Below are 25,468 nucleotides of genomic sequence, written 5' to 3' on the forward strand. Positions count from 1 at the left end.
GTCGACGTGGCTACTCGTCGCACAACCGCTCCCCCTCCGTCGCCGTGCACGGGATGTGACCGTTCTGCCGGATCGCGGCCTGGCCGTGGTTGCGTACGTAGGTGAGGAAGCTGCCCGCGAGTGAGCCCGCGGGCAGGTCGGCGTAGGTGTAGGCGTTCTCCACGCCGCGGTACGGGTAGGGGCTGTCGTCGTACTCGATGGCGTCCACGTCGGCCTTGGCGCCGTCGAGGGCGACCCGGTTCACGGTCAGCTGGTGCTGCTTCGCCTGGCCGAGTTCGCTGTAGCCGATGGCGCCCTTCGTGGCGGCCACCTTCTTCAACACGTCGGCCGTGGAGCCGAGTTCGCAGCGTACGGGGGCCGCGGTGTCGCTCTGGAGGTCGCAGCCCAGTGAAGTGCTGGGTACGCCCTCCCACTTGCCGGCGAGCACCTGGTCCTGGAAGACCTGCCGGGTGCCGGAGTCGGCGTCCCGGCTGACCAGGACGACCCGCCAGTGCGGCAGTTCCGGGTCCAGGTCGTCCCAGTACCGGACCGACCCGGAGTAGAGGCGCCGCACCTGCGTCAGGGTCAGGCCCTGCTGGAGGTCGAGGCCGAGCCCCTTGTCGGCGACCAGGGTGAACACGGACAGGGCGACGGGCTCGGCCCGCAGTGCGGAGCCGGCGCCCTTGTCGCGGCCGTCGGAGAACGCGACCACCGAGGCCCGTCTCGCCCTCGACTCGCCCTCCATGGCGGCGAGTTCACTGACCCCGGCGGTACTGCCCCGCGCCTCGACCGTGATGTCGGAGCCCTCGCAGTCCTTCTCGTACTCCTTCGCCAGGCCCTCGGCCACGAGCGCGAAGGCGGTCGAGCCGACGACCGTCAGGGTGCCCTTCTCGCAGCCGAGCGGGGGCGGGTCGTCGTCGCGGACGATGACGATGCTCGCCAGGGTGACCACGGAGGCGGTGAGGATGATGGTGATCAGCCGGGCCGCGCGGCTGAACAGGGGCGGCTTGTCGTCCGGTGTCGCACTGCGGTTGGGGTGCACCTCGCCGTCCCTGATACCGCCGACGAGCCGGATGTCGCAGCCCACGTCGCCGCCCGACAGCAGCACGAGCAGCTTGAAGTGCTCGCCCCGGTTGAGCGGGACGCGCGGGATGCGCAGGGTGTTGCCTCCGACGTCGTAGCCGAAGCCCGCGTGCGGGGTGAAGTGGCTCATCAGGTGGTCGACGCCGGGCGGCTGGGTGACCGACACGCCGTGTATGGCACGGTCGGTGAACTCCACGGTGAGGCCGTGCAGTTCACGGCTGGTGTAGTCCTCGTGGCCGATGCCCTGCGAGCCGTCGTTCTCGATGCGCAGCAGCACGAGGGTGGCCTGGTGCATGCCGGGCGCCTCGTCGAACAGCCCGAGCCGGACGTTCACCCGGCCGGCCTGCGTGCCGTCGCCTATCGGGTTGTCCATCTGTACGCGGTACCCGACCCGTTTGCGGCGCGGTACCCGGCGCTCGTACCAGATCATGACCGCCGACGCGACGATGCCGAGACCGGCGGTCGCCACGGCCACGACGTTCTCTGCGCTCAACCACTCCATGTGGGTGCCCCCGCAAGCCCCGGAGTCCGGACGGTGGGGTCACTTTACGATCGGCGGCACCACAAGTCCCGTATGGGCGAAGGAAGTTCGCCTGACGTTCAGCTTGCCTTCGTGTACGTCGGCGCAGGTGGCGGGACCGGCTGGGTGGAGGTCGGCGCGGGGGGCCTGGCGGGTGCGGTGTCGTCGTCGCCGTTCAGCAGGGCGACGACGGAGGCTCCGGCCGCGAGGGTGACGACCAGCGCGGCGGCGATGAGCGCCACCGACAGGCGGGACCTGCTCGCGGGCTCGGCCCGCTGCGCGCGCCCCACCCGGTAGGAATCGGCCGTGCCGGGCGGCGACATGCTCCACGCGGCGGGCACGTCCAGCTCTTCGAGCGCCGGGTCCCCGGGCCAGACAGGGGGCCGCTGACTGCCACCGGGGACGGGAGCGAAGGGCTGCGGCTGGTGCTCGGGGTGGCCCTGGGCCGGGTGCGCGGGCGGCCCGTCGGGCGGCGCGTGCTCGGGCGGGACGTCCGGATCCTCCACGTAGGCCTCCCCCTCCACGTCGAGCAACTGCACCGCGTGCCGCCCCAGTCGGGCGACCAGGGGGCCCGGCAGCCAGGTGTCCCGCTCGTAGCCGTCCGCGACGGCGTCCGCCGACACCCCCGTACGGCGCAGGATCTCTTCCGGTGTGGGCCGCTGGGCCGGGTCCTTGCTCAGGCAGGCGCGGACGAGGTCGAGCACGCCCCGCGGGACCCCCTCCAGGTGGGGCTCCTCCCGGACCATGCGGAACCGCAGGGCGAGGGCGCTCCTGCCGGTCACGCCGAAGGGCTGGGCGCCCGTGGCGGCGTACGCGAGGAGGGCGCCCAGGGAGAAGACGTCCGTGGCGGCGGTGACCGGGTCGCCGTACAGCTGCTCGGGCGCCAGGAACCCGGGGTGGCCGACGGGATCGCCGTCGGCGACGGCCTCCAGGGCGCGGGCGACACCGAAGTCGACGACGCGGGGCCCGTCGATGGTGACCAGAACCCTGGACGGCTTGAGGTCGCGGTGGACGATCCCGGCACCGTGGATGTCCTGGAGGGCGTGCGCGAGCCCGGCGGCGAGGACGCGCAGCGAGCGCTCGGGCAACGGCCCGTGGCGGTGCCCGACGACCTGGCGCAGGTCCGGCCCGGCGACGTACCCGGTGGCGACCCAGGGCACGGCGGCCTCGGTGTCGGCGTCGAGCACGGGCACCGTCCAGCGCCCCCCGACGCGTCGCACGGCGGCGACCTCCTGCCGTAACCGCTCCCGGAACCCGCCCCGCCCGGCTGGCTCCCGCCGAACGAGCTTCACGGCGACGGCCCGCCCCCGCTCGGACCGCCCGAGATACACCGGCCCGGTCCCACTCGCCCCGCCCGCGCCACCCGCACTCCCCGTCCCACCCGTCCCGAGCCGCGCGATCAGCCGGTACGTCCCGATCCGCGTCGGATCGCCGTCCCCGAGCCGTTCCATGCCCGCCTCCCCATGCGCCCCGCACCCCCTACCCCGTCATGCGCCCCGCACCCCTACCCCGTCATGCGCCCCGCACCCACTACCCCGTCGGGACACGCGACAACCTGTCGTGCAAAACGCCCGAGCGCAGACAGGACGCCGATATCCCGCCGTCGCCCGGGACACCTACGCTCCACGGCATGACCCCTCAGCCCAACCCCCAGGCGGGCGCGGCCGTGAAGGCCGCCGACCGCGCGCACGTCTTCCACTCCTGGTCCGCGCAGGAGCTCATCGACCCGCTCGCCGTCGCCGGTGCGGAGGGGTCCTACTTCTGGGACTACGACGGCAAGCGCTACCTCGACTTCACCAGCGGCCTCGTCTACACCAACATCGGGTACCAGCACCCGAAGGTCGTCGCCGCGATCCAGGAGCAGGCCGGGCGGATGACCACCTTCGCGCCCGCCTTCGCGGTCGAGGCGCGGTCGGAGGCGGCTCGGCTCATCGCGGAGCGGACCCCCGGTGATCTCGACAAGATCTTCTTCACCAACGGTGGCGCCGACGCCGTCGAGCACGCCATCCGCATGGCCCGGCTGCACACCGGGCGGCCCAAGGTGCTGTCCGCCTACCGCTCGTACCACGGCGGCACCCAGCAGGCCGTGAACCTCACCGGCGACCCCCGCCGCTGGCCCTCCGACAACGGCACCGCCGGGGTCGTGCGCTTCTGGGCGCCCTTCCTCTACCGGTCCAAGTTCTATGCCGAGACGGAGGAGCAGGAGTGTGCTCGGGCGCTTCAGCATCTTGAGGACACGATCGTCTTCGAGGGACCTGCCACCATCGCGGCGATCATCCTCGAGACCATCCCCGGCACCGCCGGCATCATGATCCCGCCGCCCGGCTATCTCGCCGGAGTGCGCGCGCTCTGCGACCAGTACGGGATCGTCTTCGTCCTGGACGAGGTGATGGCCGGGTTCGGGCGGACCGGTGAGTGGTTCGCCGCCGACCTGTTCGACGTCGTGCCCGACCTGATGACCTTCGCCAAGGGCGTCAACTCCGGCTATGTGCCCCTGGGTGGGGTGGCGATCTCCGGCGCCATCGCCGAGACGTTCGCCACTCGCGCCTACCCAGGCGGCCTCACCTACTCCGGGCACCCGCTCGCCTGCGCCGCCGCCGTCGCCACGCTCACGGTGATGGCCGAGGAGGACATCGTCGGCCAGGCCGCCCGCACCGGCGAGACCGTCATCGGACCGGCGCTCAAGGAGCTGGCGGCCCGGCACCCGAGCGTCGGCGAGGTGCGCGGTACGGGTGTCTTCTGGGCCCTGGACCTCGTACGGAACCAGGAGACCAGGGAGCCGCTGGTGCCGTACAACGCGGCCGGCGAGGCCAACGCGCCGATGGCCGCGTTCGGCGCCGCGGCGAAGGCGAACGGGCTGTGGCCGTTCATCAACATGAACCGGACGCATGTCGTCCCGCCCTGCAACGTGACCGAGGCCGAGGCCAAGGAAGGGCTCGCCGCGCTCGACGCCGCGCTGTCGGTCGCCGACGAATACACCGAGGGACGGTAGGAGGACGGCGGGTAAGCACAGGGGAAACTCCTCCCGGAACCCGAACGCGTAAGGTGACGTGCTCGTAGACATATGCGAGTACGTCATCCACACGCGCGAAGGGGGAGGGTTCCGACCATGCCCGCCAGCAGCGGCAACGGCGCCGTGACCCGTAGCACCCTGCGGCAGCAGATCGCGGACGCCCTCCGCGACGAGGTGCTGGCCGGGCGTCTCCAGCCCGGCCAGGAGTTCACGGTCAAGGAGATCGCCGAGCAGTACGGCGTCTCCGCCACGCCCGTGCGCGAGGCCCTGGTCGATCTGTCGGCCCAGGGCCTGCTGGAGGCCGACCAGCACCGCGGCTTCCGTGTGCACGAGTACTCGCTCGCCGACTTCCGGGGCATGATCGAGGCCCGCGGCCTGGTCACCGACGGCATGTTCCACGGGCTCGCGAAGGGCCTGCCGCTTGTCCCCGAGGGCAGTATCGAGGGCAGTATCGGGGGCAGTGATGGCGGTGCCGCGAGGACCGCTCCGAGTGGTTTCGCCGCCGACAGCCCCGGCCCGCGCGGTTTCTTCGTCCGCGCCGGTGACCCGCGTGCCGCCGCCGCCCTCGCCGGTGTCCGCCGCCGGGGCGAGGAGGCCAGACGTGCCGCGACCGCCGGTGAACTGAACATCCTCATCGGCTACGACCTGCGTTTCTGGCGCGAACTCGGCGCCCTGTTCGGCAACCCGTACCTCACCGACTTCCTGCACCGGCTGCGCGTGCAGTCCTGGGTGTGCGCGGTGCAGCATCTGAGCCGGATCGGCGATCTGCGCGGCCGGCTGTGGTCCGACCACACCGAGGTCGTCGACGCGCTGACCCGCCGCGACCTCGCCGACGCGCACCGGATAGTCGACTCGTACGACACCCACTCCCTCACCCTCATCGAGGGTCTGGCGAACCTCGGCGCCGAAAAGACCGTCCTCACCACAGAGGAGGACGGGAAAGAGGACGGGGAAAAGGAACACGAGGGGAACGGGGACACCGCCGAATGAGCGCTCCCACCCGTACGACGGCCACCCTCGACCTGACCGTCGTCGTCCCCGCCTACAACGAGGAAGCCCGTCTCGGCCCCACCCTCGACGCCATCACCGGCCACCTCCGGGAGAACGAGGGCCGTTGGGGCGACTGGGAGGTGGTGGTCGTCGACGACGGCTCCACCGACGGCACCGGCGCCCTCGTCACCGCGCTCGCCGACCCCCGGGTGCAGCTCGTCACCAGCCCGCGCAACCGTGGCAAGGGCCACGCCCTGCGCCTCGGGGTGGCCGCCTCGCGCGGCGCCCGCGTCCTGGTCACGGACGCCGATCTGGCAGCTCCCATAGAGGAGTTGGAGGTCCTGGACAAGGCGCTCGGCGAAGGCCACGCGGCGGCGATCGGCTCCCGTTCCGTCCCCGGGTCGACGATCGAGCACCACCAGCACCGGGTGCGCGAACTCCTCGGCCGGGCCGGCAACCTCCTCATACGCAGGGTCGCCGTCCCCGGCATACGGGACACCCAGTGCGGCTTCAAACTGTTCGACGGCGACCGCGCCCGTACGGCGTTCGCCGCGTCCCGCCTGAACGGCTGGGGCATAGACGTCGAGGTCCTCCAGCACTTCCGCCGCGCCGACTGGCCGGTCGCCGAGATCCCGGTCCGCTGGGCCCACCAGTCCGGCTCGAAGGTACGGCCCCTGGACTACGCCCGCGTCCTCGCCGAACTGACGGCCCTCAAGGCACGCGCGGTCCGCCCGGCCGACCTGTTGGCCGTCACCCTCTTCCTCCTCATGGCCGTCTCCTTGTACGCGGGCCGCTGGGCCGGTCCGAACGGCCGCTACCTCCCCGACTCGCTCCAGGACCAGAACCAGTGGGAGTGGTTCTTCGCGGTCACGGCACACAACATCAGCCACTTCCAGAACCCCCTCTTCACCGACCTCCAGGGCTTCCCCGACGGCGTGAACCTCATGGCCAACACGGTCATGCTGGGCCTGTCGGTCCCCTTCGCGCCGATCACGCTCCTCGCGGGACCCGCGATCTCCCTGGCCCTGGTGATGACACTGGGCCTCGCGGTGACGGCGACGGCCTGGTACTGGCTGATCGTGAAAAGGGTCGTACGGCAACGGGGCGCGGCCTTCGCCGGCGCGACCCTGGCGACCTTCGCACCCCCGATGATCAGCCACGCCAACGCGCACCCGAACTTCGTCATCCTCTTCATGATGCCGCTGATCATCGACCGCGCGCTGAGGCTGTGCGAGGGCGAGCGGGTGCGCCGCAACGGCGTGATCCTGGGCCTGATGGCGGCGTACCAGATCTTCCTGGGCGAGGAGCCGCTGCTGCTGGCGGCGATGGGGATGGTGCTCTTCGCCCTCGCGTACGCCGTCGTACGCCGGGATGTGGCGAGGACGGCCTGGCGCTCGCTGCTGCGGGGTTTGTCGATCGGCGCGGCGGTCTGCTTGCCAATCGTCGCGATCCCCCTCTACTGGCAGTTCTTCGGCCCGCAGAGCTACCACAGCGTGCTGCACGGCGACAACGCGGGCAACAGCCCGATGGCGCTGCTCTCCTTCGCCGAGCGCTCCCTGATCGCGGGCAACGAGGACAGGGCCAACGCCCTCTCCCTCAACCCGACAGAGCAGAACGCCTTCTACGGCTGGCCGCTGGTCGCCCTGGCCTTCGCGATCGTCGTACGGCTGTGGGAGCGCCCGGCGGTGAAGGCGCTGGCGTTCACGGCGGTGGCCGCGGCGTTCCTCTCCCTCGGGCCGAAGTTCCGTATCCCGCTCACCGACACCGTGCTGCCGGGCCCGTGGGCACTGCTCGCCAAGAAGCCCCTGTTCGAGTCGGTGATCGAGGGCCGGGTGGCGATGATCTGCGCACCGGCGCTGGGCATGCTGCTGGCCATCGCGGTGGAGCGCCTGGCGGCCACCCCCCGTCTGTCCACGCAGTACTTCGGCACGCTGGCGGTCGTCCTGGCGGTGCTGCCGATCGTCCCGGCGCCGCTGAAGTCGGTGGAGCGCGTGGACGTGCCGCCGTTCATCGCGGACGGCATGTGGAAGTCGTACGTGGGGAAGGGCGAGTCGCTGGTCCCGGTGCCGTTGCCCGATCCCGGCAACGCGGAGGCGCTGCACTGGCAGACGGCGGCCGGCCTCGGCTTCAAGCTGCCGGGCGGCTACTTCAACGGCCCGTACGGCGACGACCGCGTCGGCATCTACGGCGCCTCGCCGCGCTTCACCTCCAACATGCTGCGTGACGTCCGCTACAACGGCGTCGCGCCGACCATCGGCGACAACTGGCGGGCGCAGGCCAAGAAGGACTTCGCGTTCTGGAAGGCGGGCGTGCTGGTGCTGGCCCCGCAGGGCAACGACGGGGTGCTGCGGGAGACGCTGGAACAGCTGACGGGGAAGCCGGGGAAGTGGACGGGCGGGGTGTGGGTGTGGGACCTGCACGACGGGGCATGACCCGGTGACCGGGTCACGGGGCGGCCTGGTGACCGGTTCCTGCCGGTGTCTGGCCCATCACACAGGGGCTTGACCACCCGACGACCCACTACGCTTCCCTGACGCCCAGAGGCCTCAGGGCCCGGACGCCTATGACGATGCGAGGAGTGCTCCTTTGGCCTGTGACCTGTGGCTGGTCCCACTCGTCGACGTGCTGTGTCACACCCCCGACAATCCCTTCGCCGAGGAACTCGCCCTCTACGACAAGGTGCTGGGCGAGGCGGGACTGCCGCCGGTGCCGGTGTACTCGTACATGCCCGGCCTGTCCGGCGACGTGGCCCCCATCGCGGGCTTCGACTACGACGCGCTGCACTTCCTGCGCCGCGCGTATCTCCTCCAGGTGTGCGGTCTGCCGGTGACGCCGGTGGGCGAACTGGGCGGCGACTACGAGCAGTTGCTGGAGATGTTCGAGGCGACCGCCCAGCAGTCGCACCTGGTCTGGCACTACGACCACGCGGGGGCGTACGTCCCCGTGGACTTCCCGCACCCCCTGACGAGCGACGAACTCCTCGAAGGCGGCGGCCCGTTGGGCTCGTCCCAGACCCTGCTGCGGGAACTGGAGTTCGTGGCCCCGTCGATCGGCATCGACCCGGCGAACCCCCCGCTGGCCCCGGCCCCGCCGCCGACCCCCACGTCCCTGGAGGAACCGGCGGCACCGGCGCCCTTCGACGCGAGCCCGTTCGCGCGGGAGCGGCATGTGTGGCTGGGCCTGAACGCGGCGGCGACGCGGAGTCTGGCGCAGGGTTCGATGATCGTCTTCAGCTGATCACCGGATCAGCGGATGCGGGAGAGGCCCGTCTGCAGGTCCTCGGCGTTCATGATGGGGGTGAACGTGAGCTTCGCGTTGAACTGCGTGAAGAACGGCTCGGCGGTGGGCGGGAGTTCGGAGCTGTCCTGCATGTCGAGGACCAGCCAGCAGGTCCGGCAACCGTCCTCGGGACCGAAGTAGGCCGCCTCCGGCTTGAGCTGGTCGAGGGTTTCCTTCATCAGCTCGGGAAGCTTGCCGCTGCGTATGGCCTCGTTGCTCTTCTCGGTGTCGAACTGCGCCTTGAGCATGACGCGCATAGCACTCACCTTCTCCTGACGTGGAGCTCTGGGTGTGTTTGTCGCGTTTCCAGCCTATTCCTGTTGGGGGAGGTTGGCGCGCACACGTTCGAGGCCCACGCCCGTGTTTCCGGGCGCGGGCCTCTGCCGGGAGCTACCGCTGACGCGGCAGCCTGAGGGTCCGTACGAGGGGCATGTCCGCGTACAGATCGGGGTCGACGGTCAGTACGCGCCGGCCGTCGGGCCAGTCCACCGTCGGCCGGGACAGGTGCACCGCGTGACCGAGCCGCCACTCGACCCCGTCACGCAGCAGCGCGCCCACGGTCGACGCACCCGCGAAGTCCAGCTCGACGATCTCCACGGCGGGCAGGGCGCCGATGTGCTCGGCCAGCCCCTTGCGCATGCCGTCGGCGGCGGCCAGACAGAGCGCGGGCACGTACACATGCCGGGTGGGCCCGTGCTCGGTGTTCGAGACGAACTGCGAGGCGAGCGAGTTGCCCGACCCGAGGGCCAGCAGCGCCGACTCGTCGAAGACGACACCGGTCGATCCGGGGGGTCCAGGCCGCCCCGCCCTCTTGTCCTTGTCGGCACTCACAGGCTCTCGACCTCCCGCCCGGCCTCCAGGTCCTGCCAGATCTTCTCGACCCGGTCATGGTCCTCGTCGGTGAGGGTGACGCCGAAGTGCGTCTCGCAGTACGCCTTGGTCTCCTCGTACCGCTTCCGCAGCTCTTCCTGGGTGGGCGTGGCCCCCGCCAGCTCGGCGATCAGGTCACGCATGGTCATCCCGCGTTCGCGGGCGAGCACCATGAGGCGGTCGCGGACGGCGGGGTCGACCTTGACGGTGGTGTCAGCCATGACGCAAGTATACCGCCGGTATACCGTCTCGGGCCGCTCTAGCAATGCGGTCATCCTGTTTCCCGGTTCCTTCCGATTGGGTTGCCCGGCCGCGCGGACGCATGGCCGGGAGTCTGTGGGTGCCTACGCGGACGCGGGCCGCCGCCTCTGCAGCAGCAGTGCGCGGACCTCGGCGCCGCCGCGCCGCGCGGCCTCGCGGTAGCCGCCGGCCGCACCGGGCTTGCGGATCTCGACGGTCGTGACGGGTCCGGCCGGTTCAGCGGCGGGCGCGACCGGACGTTTGCGGGTCAGCCGGTCCTCGATGATGGCGCGCGGCGAGTACAGCGGCCGGGGCAGCCCCTGCGTCAGGGCGGCACGCACCTGGGCGCTGCTCGCCCCGGCGGCCCACCACTCCTCGACCAGCGGCGCGAGCCGCAACGCGTCATCGGCACCGAGTTCGAGCCGGGGCTCGATACGGGCCAGCGACCCGAGCAACCGCGCGGCGAGCGCGGTGCGCTCACCCGGCGGAGCCTCGGGCTCACCCGGCGGAGCCTCGGGCTCACCCGGCGGAGCCTCGGGCTCGGCCGCCGCCTCGCCGGGCGACGGCGGGGAGGGAGGTTCTTCTTCCCTGGTCTTTTCTCCCGAAGGGAGAGCGCCCGAAGCCCCGGATCGCGACTCGCCGGAGGCCAGGTTCTGGACTTCTTCGGATTCACCCGTAGGGGGCTCGTCGTCGTACGGAGTGTCGAACACCTCGTACACGGTGGAGAGTTGCCCGGACTCCTCGTCCTTCCGCACCACCCGCCGCAGATACCGGGATTCCTCCAGCTCATGCAGGGCGGCGGCGATCCGGGCCCGCCCTTCCTTGCGCTGCTCGGCAAGGGTGCGGATGGTGGCGCGGGCGCCGTTCGGAAGGCTCAGGAGGTACGTCAGTACGCCTACCGCGCACCAGGAGAGACTCCGGTCGCGGAGAAGGGCGTTGGAGAAGACGGAAAAGGCGCGCGTGGGCGTCGTACGATGAATGCGCATGCAGGAGCTCCAGTTGTTCGCGTTTGGAGCTGGCGCTCCTCGTGCCGAGCCCCCGGGTGTTGGCGCACCGCGGGGGTGTTCTTTGTTGCCGTGACTCTAAGGGCACGCAGAGCGACGAACGCAAGCCGAACAGCCTTTTCCCGGGCGGAAGTTCGCGTTCTTCACTCTTCGGGGTGAAGCGCCGCCTTCAAGAGCAACGCGTGTACGAGGTGATCTCTCCCCGTCGGCCGATAACGCCAAGTCAGCGGCCACGTCTGCCCGTTGAGGGCGGGTACGGGGATGTACGCGACGCAGCTCGGCCCGGACGCGAGACTGATGACGCCGGGTGGCCAGATCCGCCGGGTCGTCGCACCCACGGGTACGAGGAAGTAGACGGCACGACTCCCGCTCGCCTCCTCCACGACCGGCCCCGGCGCCCCGCCGGTCATCCGCGCCAGCCGGTCCGCGACCGCTCTGCCCTCGTCGCCGTCCAGGCGGATCGCGTCGAACTGGACGCCCGCCTTGCGGAGTTGGATGCCGGTGGAGGGGACCCAGTCGGGGATCTCCGAGTCCTCCGAGACTTCCGGGTCGAGTGGGGGTTCGTCGAGGTTTACCTCGTCACTTTCCGTGTTCATGGAGACAGTTTCGGCAGCCGGAGCTAGCTTCTTCCATAACTCTGTGTCGAGGGTGCGTAGCTGTCGGAAATCGACGCGGGCCGGTGGTGACCAGTTGAGTTCGGTTGAGTTCGGGAGTGACCGGATGGCGAGTTCGGAGAACAGGATGGAAGCGGGCGGTACGGCACGTATGGTCGCCGCCCTCGCGAAGGCCCTGCGTGAGCAAGCGGGGCTCACACAGGAGGAGTTGGGCAAGTTGATCGGCTACACGGCGTCGGCGATCAGCGCGATGGAGACGTGCGCGCAGCCCGCCAGCGACAAGATGCTCGTCAAGTTGGAGGAGGTACTGGGGAACGGGCTGGGGGTGTTTGAGAAGGCGCGGAAGTGGATGCTGCTGGAGAAGTATCCGGCTCGATTCCGGGGTGTTGCGGGGCTGGAGGCCGGGGCGGTCACCGTCTCCTCGTACGAGACCTTCGTCATCGACGGGCTCTTCCAGACCGAGGCGTACGCCCAGGCCCTCATCCGGGGCGGCTTTCCGGCCGTCTCCGACCAGAAGCGGGAGGAACTCGTCGAGGCGCGGCTCGCGCGGCGTGCTCTCTTCGACCGTGACTCCGCCCCGATGATCGAGCTGATCCTCGAAGAGGGCGTGCTGCGGCGGCCGTTCGGCAGCCGGGAGATCATGCGCGAGCAGATGAGCTCGCTCGCCGAGGACGCGCAGCGGGAAAATGTGTGTCTGCAAGTGCTCCCGACGGACCGCGGGCTGCGCGGCTCGCACGCAGGCGCCTGTGGCTCCATGAAACTTCTGGTCACCGAAGACCACGACCACGTCATCTACTTGGAGATCGAGGACCAGGGCCTCCTAGTCAGCGATCCGCCCGAGGTGGCCCAACTCGCGCACCGCTATGCGAAGATCCGATCACAGGCTCTGAGTCCCGACGACTCACTCGGCCTCATCGAGAAGCTGGCAGGAGAGGAACCATGAGCAACGCCGGTGCACTGCGGTGGATCAAGTCCAGCTACAGCGACAGCAGTGGCGGCAACTGCGTCGAAGTCGCCTACACCTGGCGCAAGTCGACGTACAGCGACGACGGCGGCGGCAACTGCGTGGAGATCGCCCCCTGCCCACACACCCCCACCACCGCGATACACATCCGCGACTCCAAGAACCCGACCGGCCCGAACCTCACGGTGACCGGCGAGGCGTGGGGCGCGTTCCTCCCGTTGATTCCCTAGGTTCCCTGGCGGGCCCATGCGGGCCCCGCGTCTATCGGACGTTTATGCACATTGGTTATCCCTGGTCTCATAGGTACTCGGCCATCCAGGGGGACACCGATGCGTGTGATGGGTGTGGAGTCATGGGCGGAGGTGCTGACCGGGCTGTACGGGCAACAGGTCAGCACACGCGCCGAATTGGGCAAGCGGTTCCGTGCGGTGTGCTGGATGCGGGAGCTGGGCGCCGTGCGGGTGTCCGTGGCGCACTGCCCGGCGGTGGAGATACGGGACACCGGACCGTACGGCGAGCGCGTGGCCCTGTATCCCCGGTATCACCTCGCGCTCGTGCTGAGCGGCGAGCTGGACCTCGACCAGGCCGGGCGTACCGCGTGGGCCGAGCCCGGGGGCATGGTGCTGCTGGACACCGCCCGGCCGTTCCGGATGCGGCTGGCAGCGCCGTACAACGCGGTGGTCACCGCGCACCTGCCACAGACCCTGTCGCCCACCCTCTCGGCCGGCTCGTCCGGTGGCGCGCTCGCCGCGCTGGCCGCGGAGTTCCTGGCGGGCCTGGCGCAGGACGCGACCCCGTACCGGCCCTCCGACGAGCTGCGGCTGGGCATGGTGGTGACTGACCTGGTCCGGACCCTGCTCGGCGACGACCACCGGGCAGCCGCTGAAGGAACTGCGGGAACTGCGGCAACTCCGGTGCTGCTGTGCCGTATCCAGGAGTACGTCCTGGACCATCTCGGCGACCCGCGGCTGGCGCCGGACCGTATCGCCGCCGCGCACCACATCTCCACCCGCTATCTGCACCGGCTCTTCGAACGGCTGGAACTCACCGTCACCGCCTGGATCAAGGCCCAGCGGCTGGAGCGGTGCCGACGCGACCTGGCCGACCCGCGCCTAACCTTCGGTCTCTGAATCAGGACGGGCCAGTCCGTATCGCGGCAGATCGCAGGACGCACGCAGAGCGTCCAGCTTCTCCGCGTCGGTGGTTTCGGGTGCGGCCACGTACGTGATGATCCTGAGGTCGGTGCCTGCGGGTATCAGGGCGTCGACGTCCAAGGCGATGGGGCCCACCAGGGGGTGCTCGATGGTCTTGCGGTCGCCGGCGTAGGGGCCGGCCGTGCCGTTGAGCCACAGGCGGGCGAAGTGGGGGTTGGTTCGGAGCAGGCCTTCGACCAGGGCGGTCAGACGTTCGTCGTGGGGGTGGGCCGCCGCCGTCACACGCAGGTCGGCGACGAGGTCCTCCTCCTGTGCTTCGTTGCTCTTCAGCGACCGGACGGGCCAGGCCGCTATCGGGTCCCGGCCTTGTGCGTTGCCCGCCCGGAACATCCCGGAGACGAGATTGTCCTCGTCCCAGCCGTACGCGCTGGGATGGCCGAGCGCTGCCGTCCACATCCTGTTCCAGCCGATGATCGTCCAGTCGGCGGCGAAGACCGCGGCGGGAATGTCTCCCTGCTGCTGGACAAGTCGCTGCACGCTCACGGGTATGTCCCTGGAGACGTTCCCGGCCGAGAGCGGTGCGAGGCCGGCGCAGCGGAACAGATGGTCACGCTCGGGCGGGTCGAGACGCAGTGCTCTGGCCAGGGCGGTGACCACCTGGGCCGAGGGGTTGCGGGCGCGGCCCTGTTCCAGCCGCACCACGTAGTCGACCGACAGGCCTGCCATACGGGCCAGTTCCTCGCGGCGCAGTCCGGGTATGCGTCGCTCCCCGTCGGCCTCCAGCCCGCTGTCCAGCGGTGACATCCGCTCACGCCAGCCGCGCAGAGTCATGCCGAAGTGGTTCATCGCTGCCATGCGGGTCATCGTCGTGCAGAGGCCCTGGACGACACGAAGCTTTCCGTGTCATCGGATCGTCCAGATCTGGTTGTCCCAGCCGTCGTCGCATTCCCAGAGGACCACCACCGTTCCGCTCGTGCCCCCGAAGACGGTGACGCATTTCTGGGACTGATCAGCCAGCAACTGTGTACCGGAGAAGTGGAATCGCTGGCTGGAGTCGCCGCTGCACCCGGTCAGCTGGATCTCGGTCCGGTCCTCGCTCGACCCTCCGGCCACGGTCATGCACTTCCCCAGTGCCCGGAAGGTCCCGTCCGATCCGATGAGCCACTGCTGCCCCGTGGAGCCGTCGCACGTGACGTGGACCAGCTGTATCCCCTCGGTCCCGGCACCGCCGCTCAGACACTTCTCCGTGGCGGGGACCACCAGGGTGTGGCCGGTCGGGGCGACCGACGAGTCGGTGTCCGGGGCGCCGACCGACGAGCCGGATCCGCTGTTCGTGGACGCGTCCTCGTCCCCGGATTCCGTGTCGGGGTCCCCTTGTTGGCCGGCCTGGGGCGTCGACTCCTGCGACGGGTTGCGCGCGGTCGGCGACTTGGCGCCCGAGTTCGTGGGGCTCGGTGACGGGGAGCCGGTGGGAGAAGCTGTGGGCGTGCCCGCGGACCGCGATGACGTGATGCCGCCGGCCGGGAGCGGGTCGGTCGACGTCGTGGCGCCGCCGGCGTTCTTCTCCGTCGTCGTGTCGACGACGAACGCGATCGTGATCAGCACCGTCGTGACGACCACCGCGGCGAGCGCGATCAGCTGTTTCGGACGGCCCGTTCGAGGCGTTCGGCCCTTTCCGCGCTTACGGCCCGTTCGGCCGGAGGGCTGCGACGCCTGCGGGTCGGTCGTCGCCGACGGCTTCGGGCGTTCGGCTGCCGGCGCTGCCGCTGCCGCTGCCGCCGGGTCCGCAGCAGATGCCTCGCTTGCCCTGTTCCCCGACTTCGGTTCCGGCTTCGGAGCGGGCTGCGGACTTGGGACCAGCTCCGCACTAGGTTCCGGTTCCAGTTCCGGCTTCGGCCTCGGACTCGGGACCAGCTCCGAACCGGGGGCCGACATGGGACTCGGAGCCGCTTGCGACCTCAGGGCCAACTCCGAACCCGGTTCCGGCTTCGCCACCGCAGCAGCCGGAGCCGGAGCGGCAGCGGGCACCACACCGCCCGCAGGCGGCGGCGTCGCGTGGCCCACTCGCCGTATTCGTCGCGGGTTGACGTCCGTTGTCCGCAGGAGGCGCTCCGCGTCCTCCGCCGACAGCCGCTCGGCCGGTTTGGCGGCGAGCAGGCCCTTGATCAGCGGGGTGAGCGGCCCGGCGCCGCGTACCTCGGGAGGCGGTTCCATGGCGATGGCGTACATCGTCTCCGCCACCGTGTTGCGGAGGTACGGCGAGTGGCCGTCGATCGCCTGGTAGAGCGTCGCGCCCAGTGCCCACAGGTCGGCCTCCGGGCCCGGCTTGGCGCCGACCAGGCGCTCGGGGGCCATGAAGTCGACCGAGCCCACCAGCTGGCCGGTGCGGGTGAGGTTGGACGTCTCGGTGGCCTGGGCGATGCCGAAGTCGGTGAGGACCACCCGGCCGGTCTGGGCGAGCAGCACGTTGGCCGGCTTCACGTCCCGGTGCAGGATCCCGGCCCGGTGCGCCGCCCGCAGCGCGGCGATCACCCCACGGCCGACCCTGGCGACCTCGCCGAGCGGGACCGGACCCTGCGCCTTGATCAGGTCGGCGAAGGTGGTGGACGGCACGTACTCCATGACGATGACGGGGAGGCCCTCGTCGTCCACGACGTCGTGGACGATCACGACATTGGGATGGCTGATCCGGGCGGCGCTGCGGGCCTCGCGGCGGGTGCGCTCGAAGAGGGTGGCGAGTTCGTCGGCGTCGAGCTGCGGCTGGGGGTGGAGCTTCTTGACGGCGACCTGGCGGTCGAGGAGGTCGTCGTGGGCGCGCCAGACGGTGGCCATGCCGCCCCGGCCGATCCGGTCGAGGATGCGGTAACGGCCGGCGATCAGCCGTCCTGTGTCGGACACCGTGGGTTTCCTTTTCTCTGCTTCGCCAACCACACGCCCAACGTCCCCTCGTTCACGGCTTGTTGAGGAGCGTGACGAGTCCCCGGAGGTTGGGTGGATGCCCGGTTCGTTCGAGGTCTGCGGCGCTGCGGGGCCCGGCCGCGAGGAGGGCGGCGCCACCATCTCACGCGTGCCTGATCATCCTCCAGGAAACACGGCAGCCGCCAGTCGCCCGGGTAGGAACAGCGGTACCACCCGGCCCTCTGGCTCGGCTAACTGCCGAAGTGCAAGGGCCCGTTGATGTCCCGAGCCTGCACCACGGGCCCCTGGATCGTGCCCCCGGAGACCTCGTTGTGCACATCACCCGCTCCGGTCGACGTGCCCTCCAGGGCCTCCGCCTCCCGGCGCCAGGTGTCGAGCGCCCGGGCGAAGTCCGGGTCCTGCCGGGCGCGCAGGGCGAGTACGTCGGCCAGTTCCCGGGCCCGCGTCGGACTGTCGGCGGCATCGGCGAGGGACGTCAACTCGCCCTCGCCGCACGGCTCTTCGCCCGACGGCCGACGCCGGACCAGGTCCCGCAGCGACGCCCAGATCTGCTGCCCGGCGGCTCCCGCCGTACCTCCGGCGAGGGCCATCAGCAACTCAGGTGCGATGGGATCCACGGACACCCTTCCCCGTACTTCCTGCGGAACTCAATCCGGAACTCCTTCGGACTCTGTGATCCACAGTGGTTTCCCGTCGCCGCATGTGACGAGGAGGACGAGGAGTCCGTCGGCTGGTTCAAGGCTGGTGCGTTTCCCATGCAGCCAGATGTCGCCCACCTGGGCAAGGGGGCGGTCGGGCGATCGCATGAAGCGATGGGTCCTGACCTGGTCGTGGATCGTGCGGGATCCGAAGTGGAAGCGCCGGTGGCCCGGGAGGAGACCTAGGCGGCCCTGGCCATGTCCATGCCCTCCACACCCGCCATGGCCCCTGCGGGGCGGCGAGTCGTCAGCCAAGCGCTCGCCCCCGGCATGAAGTGGACCTCTCGGGGCCTGCGGAAGCCCAGGGGCCGCAGTTGGTCCGCATGGCGGGGGGACATCATGAGGGCGACGGCCGTCGCCGCCTCGGCGTCGACCGCTCGCAGGCCCGGGATCAGCAGGTCCGCGGCCACGGTGTGGTCCCAGGCGGTCGTGTCGTCCAGGGTGCCGACGATGACCACCTTCCAGTGCGGGATCTCGGGGCCCGCGTCCTTCAGCCACATCGGCGGGACCGGCAGGTCCTGCGGGCCGGTGGCGAGTTCGCGGGCGAGGAGGCTGCTGAAGCGGGTGTCGGGGGGCTCGGCGCCGACGCCGGGCGGCAGCCAGACGGCCGCGGCCAGGAGACCGCCCTCCGCACGCTCGGCCACCCAGATACGGCCCTCCTCCAGGGCGTAGTGGGCCAGCACCAGCCGCATCGCGCTCTGTGTCTGCTCCCAGTCGTCCGAGGGCGTGGGCGCCACGATCATGCGTACCACCGCGGGTACGTCGACCAGTTCGGCCGCGCGTACGGTCGTCCGGGTGCGCGGCCGAAGCGTGGGCATCGCGGCTATTGACGTCAGGATCGTCGTCATCTTGCTGTTCTCCATTTCAGGCCGCACGGCTCGTGCCGGTCAGCATCCGGGTGGGTAGCGGGTGAGGTACGGGAACGTCGGAGCGGGCCGGACGCTCGTACTGGCGCTCGGGCTGCGGGCGGCTCAGCAGGACCACGCCCCGGCCCGCCGCCATCGCGCCGGCGATCGCGAGCAGGGTGCCCGTCGTGCCGTACTGGAAGCCCTCGCCGAGCAGGGTGACGCCGATGGCCGACGCGGCGACCGGGTTGACGAGGGTCAGCAGGGCGAGGGGGCCGCCGAGGCCGCTGCCGTACGCCTTCTGGGCCAGCAGCAGCCCGCCCGCCGCGAAGGCGACGGTCAGGATCGCGATCCCCGCCGCGCTCCACGACAGCGTCGGTCCGACGGCGAGCTTCTGGGCCAGCGTCGAGCCGACTCCGGAGGCGATGCCCGAGGCCGCCGCGAAGCCGAGGCCCGCCAGGGAGGAGCGGCCCGTGGTCAGGCGTACGAGCACCCCGATGAGCGTGACGGCGGCGAGCGCCACCACCAGCACCTCGGTGCCGCTCAGCGCGCTGTCCGGCGTACCGCCCGAGGCCGTGACCGTCAGCAGGGCGGTCAGGCCGACGAGTGTGAGGGCCATGCCGGACCACTGGGTGCCCGAGGTCCGGCGGCGGGCGGCCAGTGAGCCGAGCGGTACCGCCACGACCAGGGTCAGCACGCCGAGCGGCTGCACCAGGCTCAGGGGGCCGTAGCGGAGGGCGACCACGTGCAGCAGCGCGCCGGCGGCGCTGAGCAGGACCGCCCACCACCACGAGGCGCGGACGAGCGCGCCCCGCAGACCCGGCGTTCCGGCGGCGGTCCGCTCCTGGACCACGGCGGCCGTGGCGTAGCAGAGCGCGGAGACGAGGGAGAGCGCGACAGCCAGGAACACGGGAGAGGTCGCCATCGCCGTCATCACCACTCACCCATCAGCCATCGATACGAAACGGTTTCGTACCGACAAGCTACGGGGATCTCGATCGAAACGCAAGCGTTTCTTTAGGGGGCGGAGGGACCGGAAACCCCAGCGGGATCCGGTCCCGACCGGTCAGTCGGCGAACACCGCCGTCCCGCCCTGCGTCAGCTTCCAGTTGGTGACCGCGAAGTCGGCGGGGTTCAGACTCCCCTTCGACGTCACGTAGTCGATCATCAGCTGGCGGATCTCGTTGGTGGAGCTGTACGCGATGTCGGCGGCGGCGATGTGCGGATAGCCGCTGCCGCCGTTCGCTCGGTAGTTGTTGACGGCGACGACGAACACCTGGTCGTCGGCGACCGAAGTCCCGTTGTAGGTCAGGTTCTTGATGCGGGAGCCCTCGGCCGCCGCGATGTCGATGTCGTACGAGACGCCCGCGGCGGTGTCGTACATGTAGTCCCAGAAGCTGTTGGCGTTGGTGAGGGTGGCCGTGTCAACTGCCGTGCCCACCGGGACCTGGTGGTAGTACTTCGCCGCGAACTCCAGGTAGTCCTTCAGCTGAGTACCCGTCAACTTCTTGCCGTACAGGGTGTTGTCGTAGATGTAGAGCCCGGCGATGTCCTTGATGGTGACGCTGCCGGCCGGGATGTCGGCGGTGCGGGAGAAGGGCGCGGCGACCGAGATGAGCGGCAGGGCGGCATCGGACGTCGACAGCCCCGCCTTGACGGTGTCCATCTGGACCTGGTGGATGAAGTCCATGATCGGGACGTCCTTCCAGCAGGACTCGGCGGCGGAGAGATCCTGAGTGCAGGTGCCCACAGCCGTGTTGACGTACTTCACGACCAGCTCGTGGTCGGCCTCCAGGAGCTTCCTGATCTCCGGGTCCTCGTCCACCGTGTTGGGGTTGAGGGTCTGCGCGGTCTTCTTGGTGACCTTCCACTGCCCGCGCACGAGTTCCAGCTCGAAGTCGAAGACGCTGAGCCGGTAGCCCCAGCAGTACGGCTCGGACAGCAGCACGTCCTCGCCGGTCTCGTCGTTCTTCACGGTGTACGAGGGCACCTCGACGTGGGTGTGGCCGACCAGGATCGCGTCGATGCCGGGGACCTGCTGGGCGACGAGGTTCGAGGCGTTCTCGACGTACGGCAGCTCGTCGCCGTAGGACGAGGAACCGTCGAGCCCGGAGTGGTCGGTCAGGAAGACGACGTCACAGCCGAGCGCGCGCAGCCGGGGCACGTACTTCTTCGCCTGCTCCACCAGGCCCGGGAAGACCATCTTTCCGCTGACGTTGTCCTTGTCCCAGAGGGCGATGCCCGGGTTGGTGAGCCCGAGGATGCCGACCTTGATGTCCGGGGCGCCGGGCACGCGGATCCGCTTCACGGTGTACGGCGGGAAGGCGGGCTTCAGCGTCTTCGCGTCGAGCGCGTTCGCGCCCAGCAACGGGAAGTGACACTGGCTCTCGAACTTCCGGAGGACCTCGATGCCGTAGTTGAACTCGTGGTTGCCGAGGGCGGCGGCGTCGTAGCGCATGTGGTTCATGGCGACGGCCATCGGGTGCTTCGGGGCGCCCTTGTCGGTGATGGGCCGCACGCGCGCGAAGTAGTAGGCGAGGGAGGTGCCCTGGATGATGTCGCCGGCGTCGACGAGCAGGACGCGCTCCTCGCCCTTCGCCTCCCGCTGCTGCCTGATGAGCGTGGCGACCCGGGCGACACCGACGGAGTTGCCCTTCGTGTCGGAGTAGGCCTTGTCCAGGTAGTAGTCCCAGTCGAAGACATGGCTGTGCAGGTCGGTCGTGCCCAGGATGGAGAAGGTCCAGGTCTTCGGGCGCTTGGCGGGCTTGTGCCCGGCGGGCTGGTGCTGGGCGGGCTGGTGCTGGGCGGCCTCGGCGGTACCGGCGCCGGCCGCTCCCACGACGGCGACAGCCGCGCCGGTGACGGCCGACTTCTGCACGAACTCACGGCGGTTCATGGGCGAGATGGACATGGGGGAACTCCTGAGCAGTCGGGTGGCTACACGCGTAGAGCGTGGCGGCACACCCGTCGCCCAGGAACCAAGAACAGGCCATGACAGGCCATGTCCCGGTCAATTCCAACGAAAACCGGGGCCCCCACCAGTCCCGTTAACCCCCTGTGAACCTTGTGTCAGTGGTGTGACCTACGCTTCTCTTCACTGGCTCTACACAGAGACCAAGTGGCCCCGCTTCAGGGGCACTTTCGTACCGGGGGGTTCGAAACCATCGTGCACAGACGCACTCTCTCGACCGCGCTCGCGGTCGCACTCACATTCGGTTCCGTCGCGCTCACGACCGGCGTCGCGGGTACGGCCATGGCGGACGACCAGCGGGACCTGGGCATCGTCTCCTTCGGTGACATCGTTGTGGACGGCGTCCACCAGCGGGTCTTCGTCAGCGACTCGGCCAGCGACCGGATCCTCGTCACGGACTACAAGGGCAACTTCGTCCGCGAAGTGTCCGGCCTGAACGGCGTCAAGGGCCTGGAGCTGTCGGCCGACTCCGGCACGCTGTACGCGGCCGTGCCCGACGGCGTCGGCGACACCGGCGACGCGATCTTCGCCATCGACACGGCCACGGCGACGGAGTCGGCCCGGTACGCGACGGGTGACGTCGATCCCCGGTACGTGGCCCTCGCGGGCGGCAAGCTGTGGTTCGGGTACGGCACCGACGGCAGCAGCGACGACAGCGGCACCGGCAACATCGGCTCGGTCGACCTGGCCGACGCAGAGCACAAGGTCACCCTGGACGGCGACGCGGCCAAGCCCTGGACCGCCGCTCCCGTCCTGGACGCGGCGCCCGGTTCGAACACGCTGGTCGCGGGCCTGCCGTACGGCGGCACGAACCAACTGGGCGTGTACGACGTCCAGTCGGGCGCCGCAAGCGTCACCGCGCGCGCGACCGTCGAAGGCGCCCTCCTGCGGGACCTCGCGGTCACGCCGGACGGCAAGCAGGTCGTCGTGGCCTCCCAGCAGCCGTCGTACCACGCGGTGTACAAGACCTCCGACCTGACGGCGGACGGCAAGTACACCACCCGGGACTACGGCGACGCGGTCGCCGTCGCCCCCGACGGCACCGTCGCCGCGGGCGCCGAGCAGCAGTACAACGGCACGGACATCTACGTCTACAAGCCGGGCGGCAAGACCTCGGTCCGGGACTACGACTTCCCGAACACGAACGGCTCCGCCCCCGTCCTCCAGCCGGCGGGCCTCGGCTGGGCACCGGACAGGTCCCGCCTCTTCGCGGTGACGACGAACAACCAGGGCGTGTACGAGCTGCGCATCCTGAACAACCCGACGAAGGCCGTCACCAGCATCTCCGTCACCGCCCCGACCAAGTCCGCGCGGGCGAAGAAGCTGACGGTCAAGGGCAAGATCACCAGCAAGGTGGCGCTCCCCGCCGGCGCCAAGCTGACGATCACCCGCAAGGACCTGGAGAACCCGAACGGCCGGAAGATCGGCACGGCGACGGTCGCGTCGAACGGCACGTACTCCTTCACCAACAGCCCGCCGGTCGGCGGCAGGGTGACGTACACGCTGTCGTACGCGGGCGACGCCAACCATCTGGCGAGCAGCGGCTCGGACGCGGTCGACGTCTCGCGCGCGGCGACCACGATCCGCCTCTCCAACAACAAGAAGACGTACGACTTCGCGAAGAGCGTCAAGTTCACGGCGCACCTCGGCAAGACGTACAAGAACCGCAAGGTCGAGATCTGGGCCGACCCGTACGGCTCCGCGCCCAACAAGCTGGTCAAGGCCGGCACGGTCAACAAGAACGGCGACTTCTCGGCCAACTACAAGCTCACCCGCGACACCCGCCTGACGGCACGGTTCACGGGCGACGCGCGCTACGCGCCCAAGTCGGTGGCCAGCACGGTCTACACCAAGGTCAAGGTGTCGACGACGATCAGCCGCCAGTACAAGAACAAGAAGGTGTACGGCCAGACGTACGCCTACTTCCACCAGGCCACGAACCCGCTGTTCACCACGTCCATGACGGCGTACCCGAACCGCGAGCAGCGCCTGCAGATCGAGTTCTTCTACGAGGGCGCCTGGTACGACGGCGGCTCGCAGTACTTCGCCCTGGACTCGGCCGGCGTCTCCCGCGTGGAACTGGGCGGCGCCCACGACATCGGCTACCGCTTCCGCATCCGCTCGTCGTACATCGACGGGACCTCGGGCGACAACGTGAACACGACGACGCACGGGGCGTGGAAGTACTTCATCTTCACCAAGTGAGAAGAACAGCTGCCACTCAGTGCGCGATTGACTACGCTGAGTGGCAGCTGGCTTGTCTCAGGTGAAAGGCGCATCATGACGTTGATGACAGAGCGACCGATCACGATAAGCGGCACGGAACCCCCCAGCTTCGAGGGCTTGCTCGACGCCCTCGACCAGCTCGACCTGCCGGACGGCTACAAGGCCGAGATCATCAAGGGGAACATCGTCGTGTCGCCGTGGTCGAAGGCGTACTACGCCGACGTAATGGATCTGGTCTGCGACCAGTTGCGCCCTTATCTGCCCGAGGGGCACCGCATCAGCTGGGGCCCCTTGTTGTACGTGTTCCCGGGCGCCGAACGTGCCTACGGCCCCGACATCCACGCCGCCCACCGGCGTACCCGTCGGAGCACCAGCAACCGTCTGGACGGGGAAGGTCTCTCCTTCGTCGCCGAGCTGACCTCCCCTTCCACCCGGACCGACGATCTGACCGACAAGGTGGAGGTCTACGCGAAGGCAGGCGTCCCCGTCTACCTGGTCCTCGACATGCAGGAGGAAGAGGCCAGCCTGTTCCTGGAGCCGTATGAGCACGGCTACAAGTCCCGTCTCACCAAGCCGTTCGGGGAGAAGCTCTACATCCCCGACCCCTTCGGCTGCGAACTCGACACCGCGGGATTCCAGGCCCCTCCGGACGAGGACTGACCCCGGAAGCGACTGAACGGCTGAGGGGCACCCCGTCGGACGGGGTGCCCCTCAGCCGTTCCTCTGTTCTTCCGCCCTAGATGAACGAGTTGACCTCGATCGTCTCCGTGCGGCCCGGGCCGACGCCGATCGCCGAGATCGGGGCGCCGGACATCTCCTCCAGCGCCTTCACGTACGCCTGGGCGTTCTTCGGGAGGTCGGAGAAGGACTTCGCCTTGGTGATGTCCTCCGACCAGCCGGGGAGGGTCTCGTAGATCGGCTTCGCGTGGTGGAAGTCGCTCTGGGAGTACGGGAGTTCCTCGACCCGCTTGCCGTCGATCTCGTACGCCACGCAGACCGGGATCTCCTCCCAGCCGGTGAGGACGTCGAGCTTGGTGAGGAAGAAGTCGGTCAGGCCGTTGACCCGGGTCGCGTACCGCGCGATGACGGCGTCGAACCAGCCGCAGCGACGGTCACGCCCCGTCGTCACACCCCGCTCGCCGCCGATGCGGCGCAGCGCGTCGCCGTCCGCGTCGAACAGCTCGGTCGGGAAGGGCCCGGCACCGACACGGGTCGTGTACGCCTTGAGGATGCCGATGACCCGGCTGATCTTCGTCGGGCCGACGCCCGAGCCCGTGCACGCGCCACCGGCGGTGGGGTTGGAGGACGTGACGAAGGGGTAGGTCCCGTGGTCGATGTCCAGGAGCGTGCCCTGGCCGCCCTCGAAGAGGACCACCTTGTTGTCGTCGAGGGCCTTGTTGAGGACCAGGACGGTGTCGGCGACGTAAGGCTTGAGCCGGTCCGCGTACGTCAGCAGCTCCGCGACGATCTGCTCCGCCTCGATGGCCCGCCGGTTGAAGACCTTGGTGAGGAGCTGGTTCTTGCCGTCCAGCGCCGCCTCGACCTTCTGCGTGAGGATCGACTCGTCGTAGAGGTCCTGGACGCGGATACCGACACGGTTGATCTTGTCGGCGTAGGTCGGGCCGATACCGCGCCCGGTCGTCCCGATCTTCCGCTTCCCGAGGAAGCGTTCCGTCACCTTGTCCACGGTGACGTTGTACGGGGTGATGATGTGAGCGTTACCGCTGATCAGGAGCTTGGACGTGTCGACGCCTCGCTCGTTCAGCCCGTTCAGCTCGGAGAACAGGACCGACGGGTCGACGACGACGCCGTTGCCGATGACGGGTGTGCATTCAGGTGTGAGGATTCCGGAAGGGAGGAGGTGCAGGGCGTACTTCTGATCGCCCACGACTACCGTGTGGCCGGCGTTGTTGCCGCCCTGGTAGCGCACCACATAGTCCACAGACCCACCAAGCAGGTCCGTGGCCTTCCCCTTGCCTTCGTCACCCCACTGAGCACCGAGCAGCACAAGTGCGGGCACGCGCGTACACCCCTTCCGGGCGGGGCATGTCCAAGGCCAGGGGCGTACGTGACTGAGCTCTCGGCTCATGCCTCGTACA

At 69.7% G+C, this 25,468-nt stretch carries 23 protein-coding genes; 9 read left to right on the plus strand and 14 right to left on the minus strand.

Going from position 1 to position 25,468, the window contains the following annotated elements; translation table 11 throughout:
- Nucleotides 1–10 precede the first annotated feature (10 nt).
- Nucleotides 11–1,564, minus strand: a complete 1,554-nt coding sequence (locus LUX31_RS20190; protein WP_235476187.1) for a PstS family phosphate ABC transporter substrate-binding protein — start codon at nucleotides 1,562–1,564, stop codon at nucleotides 11–13.
- Between the two features lie 98 nt (nucleotides 1,565–1,662).
- Nucleotides 1,663–3,033, minus strand: coding sequence for a serine/threonine-protein kinase (locus tag LUX31_RS20195; protein WP_328285676.1), 1,371 nt, complete (start codon nucleotides 3,031–3,033; stop codon nucleotides 1,663–1,665).
- A 179-nt stretch (nucleotides 3,034–3,212) separates the two neighbouring features.
- On the opposite strand from LUX31_RS20195, the gene LUX31_RS20200 reads away from it, so the two are divergent.
- The 4 genes from LUX31_RS20200 (at nucleotide 3,213) to LUX31_RS20215 (ending at nucleotide 8,822) form a co-directional block, all read left to right on the plus strand.
- Nucleotides 3,213–4,574, plus strand: a complete 1,362-nt coding sequence (locus LUX31_RS20200) for an aspartate aminotransferase family protein (RefSeq protein WP_235476188.1) — start codon at nucleotides 3,213–3,215, stop codon at nucleotides 4,572–4,574.
- A gap of 117 nt (nucleotides 4,575–4,691) precedes the next feature.
- Entirely contained in the window at nucleotides 4,692–5,585 is an 894-nt protein-coding gene (locus LUX31_RS20205) for a GntR family transcriptional regulator (RefSeq protein ID WP_235476189.1), read from the plus strand.
- A complete protein-coding gene (locus LUX31_RS20210; protein ID WP_235476190.1) occupies nucleotides 5,582–8,017 on the plus strand; it encodes a glycosyltransferase in 2,436 nt (811 codons plus the stop codon). The genes LUX31_RS20205 and LUX31_RS20210 overlap by 4 nt, the downstream gene beginning before the upstream one ends.
- A gap of 154 nt (nucleotides 8,018–8,171) precedes the next feature.
- Nucleotides 8,172–8,822, plus strand: a complete 651-nt coding sequence (locus LUX31_RS20215; RefSeq protein WP_235476191.1) for a hypothetical protein — start codon at nucleotides 8,172–8,174, stop codon at nucleotides 8,820–8,822.
- A gap of 8 nt (nucleotides 8,823–8,830) precedes the next feature.
- On the opposite strand, the gene LUX31_RS20220 is transcribed toward LUX31_RS20215, so the two are convergent.
- The 5 genes from LUX31_RS20220 to LUX31_RS20240 all read right to left on the minus strand — a co-directional run bounded on the left by LUX31_RS20220 (nucleotide 8,831) and on the right by LUX31_RS20240 (nucleotide 11,574).
- A complete protein-coding gene (locus tag LUX31_RS20220) occupies nucleotides 8,831–9,121 on the minus strand; it encodes a DUF3303 family protein (RefSeq protein WP_235476192.1) in 291 nt (96 codons plus the stop codon).
- Between the two features lie 133 nt (nucleotides 9,122–9,254).
- Nucleotides 9,255–9,695 (minus strand): hypothetical protein, encoded by a 441-nt coding sequence (locus LUX31_RS20225; protein WP_235476193.1) that lies wholly within the window; start codon nucleotides 9,693–9,695, stop codon nucleotides 9,255–9,257.
- A complete protein-coding gene (locus LUX31_RS20230; protein WP_235476194.1) occupies nucleotides 9,692–9,955 on the minus strand; it encodes a hypothetical protein in 264 nt (87 codons plus the stop codon). The genes LUX31_RS20225 and LUX31_RS20230 overlap by 4 nt, the downstream gene beginning before the upstream one ends.
- Before the next feature lie 123 nt (nucleotides 9,956–10,078).
- Entirely contained in the window at nucleotides 10,079–10,960 is an 882-nt protein-coding gene (locus tag LUX31_RS20235; RefSeq protein ID WP_235476195.1) for a hypothetical protein, read from the minus strand.
- 161 nt (nucleotides 10,961–11,121) lie between these two features.
- Nucleotides 11,122–11,574, minus strand: a complete 453-nt coding sequence (locus LUX31_RS20240; protein ID WP_235476196.1) for a hypothetical protein — start codon at nucleotides 11,572–11,574, stop codon at nucleotides 11,122–11,124.
- A 124-nt stretch (nucleotides 11,575–11,698) separates the two neighbouring features.
- Here LUX31_RS20240 and LUX31_RS20245 point away from each other — a divergent pair, with 124 nt between their 5' ends.
- The 3 genes from LUX31_RS20245 (at nucleotide 11,699) to LUX31_RS20255 (ending at nucleotide 13,686) form a co-directional block, all read left to right on the plus strand.
- A complete protein-coding gene (locus LUX31_RS20245; protein WP_235476197.1) occupies nucleotides 11,699–12,535 on the plus strand; it encodes a helix-turn-helix domain-containing protein in 837 nt (278 codons plus the stop codon).
- On the plus strand, nucleotides 12,532–12,786 hold the full coding sequence (locus tag LUX31_RS20250; RefSeq protein ID WP_235476198.1) for a DUF397 domain-containing protein: 255 nt from the start codon (nucleotides 12,532–12,534) through the stop codon (nucleotides 12,784–12,786). The genes LUX31_RS20245 and LUX31_RS20250 overlap by 4 nt, the downstream gene beginning before the upstream one ends.
- A gap of 99 nt (nucleotides 12,787–12,885) precedes the next feature.
- Complete coding sequence (locus LUX31_RS20255; RefSeq protein ID WP_235476199.1) at nucleotides 12,886–13,686, plus strand: hypothetical protein; 801 nt, start codon at nucleotides 12,886–12,888, stop codon at nucleotides 13,684–13,686.
- Here LUX31_RS20255 and LUX31_RS20260 read toward each other — a convergent pair.
- From LUX31_RS20260 to LUX31_RS20285, 6 genes are all read right to left on the minus strand, one after another.
- Nucleotides 13,669–14,565: a helix-turn-helix transcriptional regulator gene (locus tag LUX31_RS20260; RefSeq protein ID WP_235476200.1), complete on the minus strand. Its 897-nt coding sequence runs from the start codon at nucleotides 14,563–14,565 to the stop codon at nucleotides 13,669–13,671. The genes LUX31_RS20255 and LUX31_RS20260 overlap by 18 nt on opposite strands.
- A 48-nt stretch (nucleotides 14,566–14,613) precedes the next feature.
- Complete coding sequence (locus LUX31_RS20265) at nucleotides 14,614–16,608, minus strand: protein kinase domain-containing protein (RefSeq protein ID WP_235476201.1); 1,995 nt, start codon at nucleotides 16,606–16,608, stop codon at nucleotides 14,614–14,616.
- Nucleotides 16,609–16,859: 251 nt separating this feature from the next.
- Nucleotides 16,860–17,246 (minus strand): hypothetical protein, encoded by a 387-nt coding sequence (locus tag LUX31_RS20270; protein ID WP_235476202.1) that lies wholly within the window; start codon nucleotides 17,244–17,246, stop codon nucleotides 16,860–16,862.
- Nucleotides 17,247–17,509: 263 nt separating this feature from the next.
- Nucleotides 17,510–18,175 carry a hypothetical protein gene (locus LUX31_RS20275; RefSeq protein ID WP_235476203.1) on the minus strand — a complete coding sequence of 222 codons (666 nt, stop codon included), beginning with the start codon at nucleotides 18,173–18,175 and terminating at the stop codon, nucleotides 17,510–17,512.
- A gap of 16 nt (nucleotides 18,176–18,191) precedes the next feature.
- The gene (locus LUX31_RS20280) at nucleotides 18,192–19,097 is read right to left on the minus strand and encodes a hypothetical protein (protein WP_235476204.1); all 906 of its coding nucleotides are present in this window, start codon (nucleotides 19,095–19,097) and stop codon (nucleotides 18,192–18,194) included.
- 141 nt (nucleotides 19,098–19,238) lie between these two features.
- On the minus strand, nucleotides 19,239–21,083 hold the full coding sequence (locus tag LUX31_RS20285; RefSeq protein WP_235476205.1) for a bifunctional metallophosphatase/5'-nucleotidase: 1,845 nt from the start codon (nucleotides 21,081–21,083) through the stop codon (nucleotides 19,239–19,241).
- Between the two features lie 255 nt (nucleotides 21,084–21,338).
- On the opposite strand from LUX31_RS20285, the gene LUX31_RS20290 reads away from it, so the two are divergent.
- Nucleotides 21,339–23,348 carry an Ig-like domain repeat protein gene (locus tag LUX31_RS20290; RefSeq protein ID WP_235476206.1) on the plus strand — a complete coding sequence of 670 codons (2,010 nt, stop codon included), beginning with the start codon at nucleotides 21,339–21,341 and terminating at the stop codon, nucleotides 23,346–23,348.
- Nucleotides 23,349–23,423: 75 nt separating this feature from the next.
- Nucleotides 23,424–24,029: a Uma2 family endonuclease gene (locus tag LUX31_RS20295; protein WP_235476207.1), complete on the plus strand. Its 606-nt coding sequence runs from the start codon at nucleotides 23,424–23,426 to the stop codon at nucleotides 24,027–24,029.
- Between the two features lie 76 nt (nucleotides 24,030–24,105).
- Here the strand turns inward: LUX31_RS20295 and LUX31_RS20300 are convergent, their stop codons facing one another.
- Nucleotides 24,106–25,389, minus strand: a complete 1,284-nt coding sequence (locus LUX31_RS20300; protein WP_235476208.1) for an adenylosuccinate synthase — start codon at nucleotides 25,387–25,389, stop codon at nucleotides 24,106–24,108.
- Nucleotides 25,390–25,468: the final 79 nt, after the last annotated feature.

The organism is Streptomyces sp. GQFP (assembly GCF_021545335.1).
Lineage (GTDB): Bacteria > Actinomycetota > Actinomycetes > Streptomycetales > Streptomycetaceae > Streptomyces.